Origin of the sequence: Thermostichus vulcanus str. 'Rupite' (assembly GCF_022848905.1) — a bacterium.
Lineage (GTDB): Bacteria > Cyanobacteriota > Cyanobacteriia > Thermostichales > Thermostichaceae > Thermostichus > Thermostichus vulcanus_A.
Map to the genome: position 1 here is coordinate 38,048 of NZ_JAFIRA010000029.1, position 10,531 is coordinate 48,578.

General features: G+C 56.6%; 11 protein-coding genes and 1 pseudogene. 9 read left to right on the plus strand and 3 right to left on the minus strand.

What is annotated here, in order from left to right; translation table 11 throughout:
- Positions 1-45: 45 nt before the first annotated feature.
- From JX360_RS17745 to JX360_RS11345, 6 genes are all read left to right on the plus strand, one after another.
- The gene (locus JX360_RS17745) at positions 46-921 is read left to right on the plus strand and encodes a CPBP family intramembrane glutamic endopeptidase (RefSeq protein ID WP_244350912.1); all 876 of its coding nucleotides are present in this window, start codon (positions 46-48) and stop codon (positions 919-921) included.
- A 422-nt stretch (positions 922-1,343) separates the two neighbouring features.
- Positions 1,344-1,880, plus strand: coding sequence for a cytochrome b6-f complex iron-sulfur subunit (gene petC, locus JX360_RS11325; protein WP_244350916.1), 537 nt, complete (start codon positions 1,344-1,346; stop codon positions 1,878-1,880).
- A 12-nt stretch (positions 1,881-1,892) separates the two neighbouring features.
- The gene (locus JX360_RS11330; RefSeq protein ID WP_244350919.1) at positions 1,893-3,197 is read left to right on the plus strand and encodes an NAD(P)/FAD-dependent oxidoreductase; all 1,305 of its coding nucleotides are present in this window, start codon (positions 1,893-1,895) and stop codon (positions 3,195-3,197) included.
- Between the two features lie 143 nt (positions 3,198-3,340).
- Positions 3,341-4,618, plus strand: coding sequence for an efflux RND transporter periplasmic adaptor subunit (locus JX360_RS11335; protein WP_244350922.1), 1,278 nt, complete (start codon positions 3,341-3,343; stop codon positions 4,616-4,618).
- Positions 4,619-4,770: 152 nt separating this feature from the next.
- Positions 4,771-5,139 (plus strand): YccF domain-containing protein, encoded by a 369-nt coding sequence (locus JX360_RS11340; RefSeq protein ID WP_235277948.1) that lies wholly within the window; start codon positions 4,771-4,773, stop codon positions 5,137-5,139.
- 215 nt (positions 5,140-5,354) lie between these two features.
- Complete coding sequence (locus tag JX360_RS11345) at positions 5,355-5,495, plus strand: hypothetical protein (protein ID WP_244350923.1); 141 nt, start codon at positions 5,355-5,357, stop codon at positions 5,493-5,495.
- A 21-nt stretch (positions 5,496-5,516) separates the two neighbouring features.
- Here the strand turns inward: JX360_RS11345 and JX360_RS11350 are convergent, their stop codons facing one another.
- Together JX360_RS11350 and JX360_RS11355 are read right to left on the minus strand one after the other, a co-directional pair.
- Entirely contained in the window at positions 5,517-5,813 is a 297-nt protein-coding gene (locus JX360_RS11350; RefSeq protein ID WP_244350925.1) for a hypothetical protein, read from the minus strand.
- Entirely contained in the window at positions 5,810-6,433 is a 624-nt protein-coding gene (locus JX360_RS11355) for a ParA family protein (protein WP_244350927.1), read from the minus strand. The genes JX360_RS11350 and JX360_RS11355 overlap by 4 nt, the downstream gene beginning before the upstream one ends.
- Before the next feature lie 283 nt (positions 6,434-6,716).
- Here JX360_RS11355 and JX360_RS11360 point away from each other — a divergent pair, with 283 nt between their 5' ends.
- Both JX360_RS11360 and rpsU read left to right on the plus strand, forming a co-directional pair.
- On the plus strand, positions 6,717-7,997 hold the full coding sequence (locus tag JX360_RS11360; protein ID WP_244350929.1) for a trypsin-like serine protease: 1,281 nt from the start codon (positions 6,717-6,719) through the stop codon (positions 7,995-7,997).
- Between the two features lie 82 nt (positions 7,998-8,079).
- Positions 8,080-8,265 carry a 30S ribosomal protein S21 gene (gene rpsU / locus JX360_RS11365; protein ID WP_011432857.1) on the plus strand — a complete coding sequence of 62 codons (186 nt, stop codon included), beginning with the start codon at positions 8,080-8,082 and terminating at the stop codon, positions 8,263-8,265.
- Positions 8,266-8,279: 14 nt separating this feature from the next.
- On the opposite strand, the gene JX360_RS17750 is transcribed toward rpsU, so the two are convergent.
- Positions 8,280-9,806: a TonB C-terminal domain-containing protein gene (locus JX360_RS17750; RefSeq protein WP_244350931.1), complete on the minus strand. Its 1,527-nt coding sequence runs from the start codon at positions 9,804-9,806 to the stop codon at positions 8,280-8,282.
- 329 nt (positions 9,807-10,135) lie between these two features.
- On the opposite strand from JX360_RS17750, the pseudogene JX360_RS11375 reads away from it, so the two are divergent.
- Positions 10,136-10,429 (plus strand): annotated as a pseudogene (locus JX360_RS11375) (Rieske 2Fe-2S domain-containing protein); the annotation flags it as partial.
- Positions 10,430-10,531: the final 102 nt, after the last annotated feature.

A 10,531-nucleotide genomic window follows, 5' to 3' on the forward strand; every position in this document is an offset into this window, starting at 1 on the left:
CTTTTGGGATCCCCCTAGAATGGGAAAATTGCAACGCCTGTCTTTGTGTCTGGATCCCTCCTTCTCCCACCCCCTCAGGATTCAACTCGGTTTGAAGTCCTCAAAGCTCGCCACCTGTTGTTGGCTTTTTTGCTGATCAATCTGATGGTGGGTTTGGGGGTGGTGCTGCTGGCCAGGGTCTTAAGTTTGCAGGCGGACGATCCGCTGCTGGCCTACGTCGTTTATAGTCTCACCTTCATCTTCACCTGTGGTTGGAGCTGGCAGCGGGGGCGACAGGCGAATTTGCGGATGGGGCAACTGTGGGGAAACTGGCGGGCTCCGGTTCCCTGGGGATCCCTGCTGCGGGTGGTACTGGCTTTGGTGATGCTCTCCATGGGCACAACCCTGTTGATGCTTTACTTGGTGTCCCTACCCTCACCGGAGCTGGCGGAGTCGATGCTGCATTCACTGGGGGAAGATGCCAGTGGAACGGCTTGGCCGCCAGTGTATCAGGGATTGCGCTGGCTCTCGATTGTAGCGGTGGCGCCGGTAACTGAAGAATGGCTGTTTCGCGGCATTTTGCTGCACCGTTGGGGCCTCAAGTGGGGGATCCCCAAGGGTCTATTGGCGTCTTCCGTTTTGTTCGGGCTGTTGCATCCCAACCCGATCGGGCTGACGGTATTTGGCTTGGTGATGGGCTTGTTTTATTTGCAGACCCGCTCCTTGACTTTGCCCATCCTGGCCCATGTCTTGAACAATATCCTGGCTTTAACGCTGGGATCCCTGGGGGGAGAAGGGGCTGAGCCAAGCAACCCCATTGGCATTTTTTACCTGTACTACGGCCTGTTCTGTCTGATTTTGGCTGGACTGATTTTGGTGCCCTTTATCCGGTTTCATTGGCCAGGACGCGGCGCTCAGCTGCCCTATTTTCTCAACGGCTGAATACAGCTCTTGCGCGGGTTTCTGACCGAAAAATCGGGGAGCGTGAGGGGTGCGACACAAGCCCCCTGCCTTGTTGCTACGCAACGCTTACGCGACTAGGCACGGGGAGAATGTCAAAACAGTCAACAATACTTGTGTCCTTACTTGTGTCCTTGAACTTCAAGGTTGAGGATCTGCGGGGTATGTATGCGGTGTTCCTTCCGGAGCAGGTGGCTGTTAGCCCGGAAGCGGATCCTTAATTTCCCCCACCCGGCGCTGTAAAACACCCTCCCGTAAACGAGACCTGCTGCCCTCAGAGACAGCTTCCTGTTTGACCGTAAAATATATTGAAAAATATATTGATATATGGTTATATACTTGATAAAGTGAATTTATGACAAGATCTTCGGTTTTTCCTCACCCTGGCTTCTGGGAGGTGGTCTATGGATTCAGCCCTCGTTCCTTTTGAAGGGCCTTCGCTGCCTCGTCGCCGTCTGCTGAACTTCTTAGCCGGTTCGACGCTGGCGGTAGTGACGGGATCCACTCTGTATCCGCTGGCCCGTTACCTGACTCCACCGCAGGAGGGATCCGCGGATGGCGCCGGGGTGGCCAAAGATAAGCTTGGACATCCCATTCCAGCGGCACAACTTTTGGCAGAACCGCCGGGGACTCGCGCTCTGGTGGCGGGGCTGGCAGGGGAGCCCACTTATCTCACGGTGACCGAAACGGGATCGTTGGATCCGATGGGCATTGTCGATAACTGCACCCACCTGGGATGTACCTTTCCCTGGAACCCGAACACGCAGGAATTTCAATGTCCCTGTCATGGATCCCGCTATGCGGCTGACGGATCGGTGCTCCGTGGCCCTGCCCCCCTGCCCTTGAAATTAACCCGTGTCGAGGTCAGGGATGGGCTGATTTGGTTGTCTCCTTGGTTGGATCTGGATCCGCGTACTGGCAAGCAACCGTGGTGGGTATAAGGAGCGTTTCCCATGGCTCATGTGATCGTCATTGGCGCAGGGTTGGGAGGCTTACCCACTGCCTATGAATTGCGGCATCGCTTACCCCAGGGATCCCATCAGGTGACCCTCATTTCCAATACCCCCACGTTTACCTTTATTCCCGCCCTCCCTTGGGTGGCTTTGGGTCTCAAGTCCCTGGCGGATATTCAGGTGCATTTGCCCCAACGAGTCGAAAAAAGGGGGATCCGCTTCGTTAAGGGGGCCGTGACCGATTTGCAACCCCAGGCACACACCCTTAGGGTGAATGGCGAGTCTCTTAGCTACGACTACTTGGTGGTGGCCACCGGGGCGGACTTGGCCTTGGAGGCTGTTCCTGGCTTAGGGCCGGAGCAGGGGTTTACCCAATCGGTGTGTACTCCTCACCATGCCCACTGGGCCCAAAGGGCTTGGGCAGACTTTCTCCAGCAACCAGGGCCTTTGGTGGTAGGAGCGGTGCCGGGAGCCAGTTGTTTTGGCCCGGCCTATGAATTTGCGCTGCTGGCGGATTGGCAATTGCGCCAGAAAGGGCTGCGGGATCAGGTGCCAATTACCTTTATCACCCCTGAACCTTACGCTGGGCATTTGGGCATTGGGGGCATGGCCCATTCCGCAGCATTGGTCAGCCGGTTGATGGCCCAGCGGCAGATCACGGTTTTGGAGAATACCGCCATCGCTCGCATCGAAAAGAATCATCTTTATTTGAACCACGGGGAAGGGATCCCCTTTGCCTACGCCATGCTTCTGCCACCCTTTCGGGGGGCTCCATTCCTGCGAGAAACCCCAGGTTTGACCGATCCACAGGGCTTTCTGCCCGTGACTCCCACCTACCAGCATCCTGACTTTGACACCCTCTACAGTGTGGGGGTTGTCTCCCAATTGGCGCCTCCTGAGAAGACTCCTTTGCCCGTGGGGGTACCCAAAACCGGCCAAATGACTGAGGCAATGGGGATTGCAGTGGCCCACAACATTGCTCTGCGCTTGGGAGTGCTGCAAGGGGATCCGGTGGCCCCGACGCTTGAGGCCATCTGCTTTGCCGACTTTGGAGATACGGGCATTCTCTTTTTGGCGGATCCCGTATTACCCGTGCCGGAACTGGGGCACCGCCGCCGCGCCATTGCCCTGCAGGGGCCTTGGGTCAGTTGGATGAAAACAGCCTTTGAGCAGTATTTTTTGGCCAAGATGCGCTGGGGGTGGGCGGTCCCCTGGTTTGAGCGGCTCAGCCTGCGGGGGGTGGGATTATCGCTGGTGGAACCTCTCCCCAAGCCGGTGGGCGGTTTAACCTCCCCAGGAGTTTGAACACCAGTCTCCAGTCGCGTAGCGTTGCGTAGCAACAGCAACTTTAAGCTCTTCTAAGCTCTTCTCGATTCTTCCTTCATCCCATGAAAACGCAAATTGGTGTACGTCGGCAGCCAACCACCTCAGGCTGGAATTGGGGCAGGGTGGGGTTCGCACTGTTGCTCCTCTCGGTGGGTGGGGTCGGCGGATGGGTACTGGGATCCCGAACCCAATCGGCTCGGACAGGGGTGGTTCCCGACGCTGCTGTTCAAGAAGGTGTGCCCCTTCCCTTCAAGACCGTGGCAGTTAACCCGCAATCGGTCAGTAGCGAGCGGATCCTGGTGGGCAGCTTGGAAGCGGTGGAGAGTGTCAGCCTCAGCAGCCGCATTGTCGGTCGAATTCTGGAGTTTCCGGTTCAAGAGGGCCAGCGGGTTGCGGCCGGATCCCTGATTGCCCGTTTGGATGTGAGTGATGTCCAAGCGGCTTGGCAACAAGCCCAGGCCCAACGACAACAAGCCGAGGCGCAACTGCAACAGGCTCAAGCCAATCGGATTGCCGCCCAAGCTGGACTCAAGGTGGCGGAAGCGCTGCTTCACCAAACACAGGCCCAAAAGCAAGAAGCAGAAGCGGAACTGAGCGAGGCACAACTCCACCAACAGCGGATGCAAGGGTTACAAGCCGAAGGGGCGATCACGCAGGCCCAGTTGGATCAAGCCAGTACGCGGGTGGCCGTGATTCTGGCCCGCATTGCCCAAATCGAGGCAGGGATCCAGCAGGCAGAACAAGGGATTGCCCAAGCCCAAGCCCAAATGGCCCAAGCAGAAAGTGGGATCCCCCAGGCTCAAGCAGCCATTGCCCAGGCCCAAGCTGTGATCGACCAAAGCCAAGCCAATTTGGAGTATGGACGCCTTTTGGCGCCCTTCGATGGGGTGATCACCCGCAAGTATGCAGAGGTGGGATCCCTGGCTGGGCCGGCTCAGCCCCTGGTTCATTTGGAGAGTACCGAGCGGTTGCGATTTTCTGTAACGGTGCCTGAATCTCAGGTATCTCAGATTCAGGTGGGACAGTCGGTACCCATTGCTTTCGATAGCCTGAATCAGACCGTGGAGGGAACGATTCAGCAGATCATCCCCAGTGCGGATCCAGTCGCCAGAACTGTGGTGGTGAAAGTAGACGTGCCAGCCCTAACAGGAGGGATCCCGGGATTGCTGGGGCGACTGACTGTGTTGGGGCCAACCCGACAAGCCCTACTCATCCCACAGGAGAGTGTGGTGGAACAGTTTGGGATCACTGGAGTGTATCGGTGGGTGGCAGGAAAGGCCGTTTTTACTCCCGTTGTGATTGGATCCCGCTATGGAAATCGGGTGGAAATTCACGCAGGGATCCAGCCGGGAGAACAGGTGATTCAGGACGCGACCGCTGTTCAGATAGGATCCCTGTGAGGGGTGCATAAACCCGTTAGACCCGTCTTATTGAGGTTTTGACAACATTCCCCAGATTTTCACAAAGGCAGGCTAGGGTAAAAAGGTCTGGCTAGAAGGCTGTTTTTTCACCCCAATCCAGTTGTCCAGTCTCGATAGTGGAGGGTCTGATCATGAGCTTAATCGGCAACATTATCTGGCTGATCTTCGGAGGCTTTCTGACGGCACTGGGCTATATCTTGGGGGGACTCAGTCTCTGCCTGACGATCATCGGCATTCCCTTTGGCTGGCAGAGTATCAAGCTGGGATTTGCGGTACTCACACCCTTCGGTCGAGAGGTGGTGGAGTATCCCGATGCCAATAGCCCGCTGCTGCTGATTTTTAACGTGATCTGGCTGTTGCTGTTCGGTTGGCCCTTGGTGCTGAACCATCTGTTTTGGGCCCTGATTTTGGCGGTCACTATCATCGGGATCCCGTTTGCCAAGCAGCATATGAAGTTGATCATTCTGTCGTTGTTGCCCTTTGGCCGCGATCTGCGCTGAGGGATTGTGTGGACTTGTTTGTGGATTTGTTGAAGGGTGTTTCTGAAATATTCAATCTGCTCGAACTTCCCTGGCAAAACTGCAAGAATGGGACTTATACGAGTTGACTGTGATTTGGATCACGCTTGGCTAGGGGATCCCATCACAGACGGGTTGAGCGGGAAACGAGAGACTAAACCCATTGCAGAACTGTTGCAGAACTAAGGAGGAAGGCCATGCGTATCATTTGGATCGCGGTGGTGGCCAGTGTTTTGGGGCTGTTGGCGGTGATGCCGTTTGCCCAATCGGATCCCCAGGAAGAATGGCTGCACGGAGAACAGTGTGCCACAGATGGGCCGGTTATTTGTCTGGAGTGAATCCTGATCCAGAGATGGGGTTTACTGCGAGCGCAACCATTGGGTGAGCAATACTTCGATGAGTTCCGAGAGATCTTGATCCGCTTCCAACAGGATTCGCTTCACGGCTCGGTGGGTGTCTTTGGGAATATAGGCCGTGAGTTTGACGTACTCAGAGCTGCTGGGCTTGGGGGGGCGAAGGTTTTCGGTGGCCTCCGGTGGTTCGGGGGCAAGCGTGGTGTCGGGAATTTTGTAGGCTTGGGCGCTTAACTTTTTCGGGGCAGGACGGGATGGGATCCCTTCCGGTTGCATAGCCAAGAGGCGCTCAAACTTGCTCATGACAGAATCTCCCCACCGACAGCGACATAATCTGACCAGGCTTGTTTGGCTCGCGCTTCTGGGATCTCGTTAATGCAAACCCCCTCTAGGGCAGCCCGTTGAAAGGCCACGGTGCGGCGAATGGAATTTTGGTAGAAGGGGATCCCGGCTTGTTTGAGGAAGCTCCGCGCTTCGGCCCCATCCCGGTTGGGCCAAGGAGGAATCAGGGTGAGCAACACTTTGTAGTGCTTTGCCCCCAATCGGTGCAGAGCCTCGGTGGTCAACATCAAAGCGTCCAAAGCCAAGGCATCGGGGGAGCAGGGCAAGACCAACAAATCACATCGCTGGGCCAGACTACGCAACTGCTCCGGGGTGGGGCGGGCGGGCGTATCGATCACCGTGTGCTGGAAACCAGCGGGGGTAGGCGTGCTGGGATCCCCGGCCAGCACTTTAATGGGAAATAGGGATCCCCGTTCTGCCCAGCGGGAGGCGGAGCGGTTTGGATCCGCATCGATCAGCAGAGCCGACTCAGGGGTGCCGTTGCTAGCCTCACCCCGCTCCTGTTGGAGGTAGAGGGCCAAATGCACCGCCGTGGTGGTTTTGCCCACACCGCCTTTGAACCCCAAGACCGCAATATTCATTCGGCCACACACGCTCCCATCCCGGTTTTACTGCCCAATTGCACAGGCGGCAAGAGGGAAGGGGTTGCGCATAGCCGCGCCGTCGGTTACGGCTTCTGGGTAGAACGGTGCCGCCCAGAAGCTTATGAAGTTTCCCTAGAGGCGCAATCGTTGGGATCCGCAAATGGGATATTGTAATGCTTGCTTTGGTTGAACGGCTGCGTGAGGCTGGGCTGCCGGGCATTTGGATCCCTAGCCGCTGCAAATCCACAAGCATTCCCTTCCTCTTCTGGAGAAGCCACCCATGTCCTACCCTTCTTGGTCACTCTCCCGCCAAAAGTCCTCTGGCTGGCAGATGCTTTGGGGTTTGTCTCTCACACTGATGGTAAGTGCCTGCGGGGGTGGGGGTGGGTCTCGCTCTGTTCCCCCGATTCCGGCTCCTTCTACGGGACGAATTGAGGGATCCCATTTTGATGACTTGAACGGCAATGGCCTACGGGAGCCGGGAGAAGCAGGTCTACCGGGCATTACGACTTTTCTGGACTTGAATGGCAATGGCCGCCTCGATGCGGGGGAACCCAGCGTAACCAGCGATGCCAGTGGTAATTTCCGCTTTTTTGACCTGCCCCCAGGTACCTATCGAGTCACCGCCATTTTGCCTCCAGGGCGGATCTTTACCACACCGCGTTCTGGCCTACAGCTAGAGCAAATCGTGGGTGGGAGCAATGCTCCAGCAGGGGCGTTTCCCTGGATGGTGGCCTTAGTGCTGGCAGATCGACAGGATCCTTTCCAGGGGCAGTTTTGTGGGGGATCCCTGATTACACCGGAGTGGGTGATCACGGCAGCCCACTGTTTTTTCAACGATCAGGGTCAGCAGGTGGTGAACGCCCAAAACCTGGATCTGTTGCTGGGTACCAACCGCCTAGAAGTGGGATCTGGCCAGCGCATTCGCGCTGCTCAAATCGTCATCCATCCCAGCTACAATCCACAACTGGGAGAACCAGGGGGAAATGACATTGCCTTGGTACGCCTTTCTCAGCCGGTTTCTTTGGCTACCCTACCTCTTGTGCAGCCCAATCAACTGAATCTGACCGCCCCAGGCACTGCTGCCACCATTATCGGCTGGGGAGCGACTCAGCAAAGAACTGCAGGTCAGGAACCGAGTGGATTCCCAAGGGATTTGCAACAGGCCACCGTCCCCATCGTTTCCAATGCCGAGTGTAACGCGCCCCAATCCTACGACGGCACCATTCTCGACAGCATGTTGTGTGCTGGATTTCCCCAGGGGGGAGTGGATTCCTGTCAGGCAGATAGTGGTGGCCCTTTGGTTGTGCCCAATGGAAATGGTTTTGCGCTGGCCGGGATCACCAGTTTTGGGGTGGGTTGCGCCTTGCCCAATTTTTTTGGGGTGTATACGCGCGTGTCCAGTTTTGCGGGTTTTGTGCAATCGGTGATTGGCAGCACTCCAACCCCTAGCCCCACTCCAACAGGCACTCCGACCCCCGGGGCAACCGCTTCATTCACTGTGAATTTGGTTGGGGGTGAGGTGGTTTCGGGTCTTAACTTTGGTAGCCGCGCTCGGTAAATCCGGGCAATAGCCCAGGGATGGTTTATTATAGGGATCCCTGTTTTTCTTCAATAAATTCGATGGAGGAGATGGCTCCCTTATGACCCAAGTGACGATTGGCGAAAACGAAGGTATTGAATCTGCATTGCGCCGCTTCAAGCGTCAGGTTTCTAAGGCGGGCATCTTGCGGGATCTGCGCAACCATCGGCATTTTGAAACCAACTTAGAAAAGCGCAAGCGCAAAGCGGTGGCTGTCCGACGGAACCGCCGCAAGTCCATGGCCTAAGAGGAGCTGGAACCTTAAGGTTTAGGGTTGGGATCCGCAATGGGGTTGGCCTCCAGGGATCCACTCAGCACATCAATTTCTAGCATTAACTCTTCTCCAGCGTAGATCTCAGGCAGGGGAGCAAACGGCGCTGAGCGTTGAATGGCGCTGAGGATGGCTGCATCCAAAAGGGGATCTTCCGAGGGGGTTTGTAGGCGCAGTTCCCGCAGGGATCCCTCCCGATCCAGGCGAATACGCACCACCGTCAAGTAGGATCCAGCGGCTCGCTGAACCATCCAGTGTTGGCGGACTTTCTCTTGTAACTGGGCTAAGTAGTCTCCCCAGTCCAGATCAGCAGCAGTATCTAGGCTGGGTGGGCCAGGTCCCTCAGTCTTGGGGTTTGGGGATCCCTGGCTTTCTGATTTGAAAAGGCTTTCTGGAGCAGGCAAAAGCGCGCTGAGGGAGTCTTTTGGCTCGCTTTGCGAAGGGGCATCCGGTGTTGGCGGCGGCAAAATGGGTCGGGGCTCCGCCTGTGCCAGCAGATGCGGTTGGGGGAGAGGCTCTGGGGGAGAGGCTGCTTCTGAAGGGGAGCTACTTGCGTCAGGTTGAGAGGCCCTTGGTGAGTTTGGCGGCTCTACGGGTGGAGCTGGGGATGTGGCAGGTTCAACAACGTCGGCTGGGGTGGAGAGTAGATTGTGCAAATGGTGTTGATATGCCTGCAGAGGCTCTCGTTGTTGGGAAGTTGGGGACAGTGTATCCAGCCATTTTTCTGTTAGTTGCAGAGCTTCCGCCCAATTTTGATCAGCCACAGCATTCTCCAGGGCAGATTCCAGCTGTTGCTGGTGCTGGGGAGTCAGGGAGCGGGGAGGGGAGGGGACTTCCGGAATATCTGCGGGCGGAGGGATGAAGGGCTGGGCTTGGTGGGGAAAAGACTGGGCTCGAGCTCCCGGAAGAACGGTTGATGAAGAAGAGGACACTGCCTCAACATCAAAATCAAACCAGTCTCTGGATCTGGCCACTTGCGAGGGCCGCGCCGATAAGTAGGGATCCCGTGGATCAGAGGTTCCGGATGCACGGGCGGAGATAGGGGCAATAAACTCCGGCTCTGGGGGCGGCTCAGCTTCCACCTCCACCCACTGAAAGGAAATGATCTCCACCTCTTCCGGGATCCCCGGCTGCCAGCCCACCAGTCGGATAGAGAGAAGATGCAACCCTGCCGAAAGGAGATTGGCCAAGCCCAAGCGCCAGGGTAAGGAGCGGCGTTCCTGTTGTCGTTTTTCCTCAGAACGGCTCCGTTTGGAATAATTGTCCCCCGCTTGCCACGACTGCTGCGCGGGTGAACCTGTACAGGTAGTCCCCTCCAGCGCAATGGGAAATCCTTCGGGAGCCTCCCCCAACTCGTCTGGGATCCCGACCCTGGCCACATCTTGAGTCTCTTGATCATCAGAATGAGCAGTGTGGGATCCCTCTGGCTGAACTGGAGAAGTCTCCGGTGCCTCAACCGCCGCTGACGAACCCGAGGGAAGGGATCCCTCTAACCCCGGTCGCTCCTCTGTTTGCACTGTGCCACTCCTTCTCACAACCCCATCCCAACAGGCTTCTGTTGGTCAGGCAACCTCACACTTCTGTTGGGCCAAAGCTTGGCCCCCCTTGATCAATAGCTCATTCCTACGCAAAAGGGCAGTTGTCTGGGGCGAAACGCTCACAGTGTAGTGCGGAAAAGCTGTGTTGGCGAATACGGATTTCTGCAGTTCCAATGCCTACCATCTTTACCTGAGGACAACCATTTGGGCCATCTAGGCTCACAAAAAGCTTGCCCAGTTTATGACGCTCTGCGTCGTTCGGAGGACGATAAAAACGTTCCTTAACTCCCTCGTGGTGGAGATGGTTCATGCTTGTCACTCAGCAACCTGTCCTGAAGCGATTTTGGTACCCTGTGATCCCGATGTCGGCCCTAGAAGCCGGCCCCCAAGCGTTTACATTGCTGCAAACTCCGCTGGTGCTCTGGCTGGATGAGTCGGGGCAACCCTGCGCTGTTTTGGATCGCTGCTGCCACCGCTCCGCTCGACTCTCCAAAGGGATGGTCTGCAATGGCCATATTCGCTGCCCTTATCACGGTTGGGAGTTTGATGGTTCAGGAGCCTGTGTGAAGGTACCCCAACTTACGAAAAGCAGCGTAAAGCCCCCGGTTTCTAACCGGGGGATATAAGCGCACAGGCTGAATTTATTCAGCAACAGAAATAGTACATACAATAGTCCCCATGAAACGGGTCACCACCACACTCAA

Coding starts and splice junctions, on each gene's coding strand:
- JX360_RS11340 (WP_235277948.1), top strand. CDS start 4,771: ATGAGCTTAATCGGCAACATTATCTGGCTGATCTTCGGAGGCTTTCTG.
- JX360_RS11360 (WP_244350929.1), top strand. CDS start 6,717: ATGTCCTACCCTTCTTGGTCACTCTCCCGCCAAAAGTCCTCTGGCTGG.
- JX360_RS11350 (WP_244350925.1), bottom strand. CDS start 5,813: ATGAGCAAGTTTGAGCGCCTCTTGGCTATGCAACCGGAAGGGATCCCA.
- rpsU (WP_011432857.1), top strand. CDS start 8,080: ATGACCCAAGTGACGATTGGCGAAAACGAAGGTATTGAATCTGCATTG.
- JX360_RS11355 (WP_244350927.1), bottom strand. CDS start 6,433: ATGAATATTGCGGTCTTGGGGTTCAAAGGCGGTGTGGGCAAAACCACC.
- JX360_RS11330 (WP_244350919.1), top strand. CDS start 1,893: ATGGCTCATGTGATCGTCATTGGCGCAGGGTTGGGAGGCTTACCCACT.
- petC (WP_244350916.1), top strand. CDS start 1,344: ATGGATTCAGCCCTCGTTCCTTTTGAAGGGCCTTCGCTGCCTCGTCGC.
- JX360_RS11345 (WP_244350923.1), top strand. CDS start 5,355: ATGCGTATCATTTGGATCGCGGTGGTGGCCAGTGTTTTGGGGCTGTTG.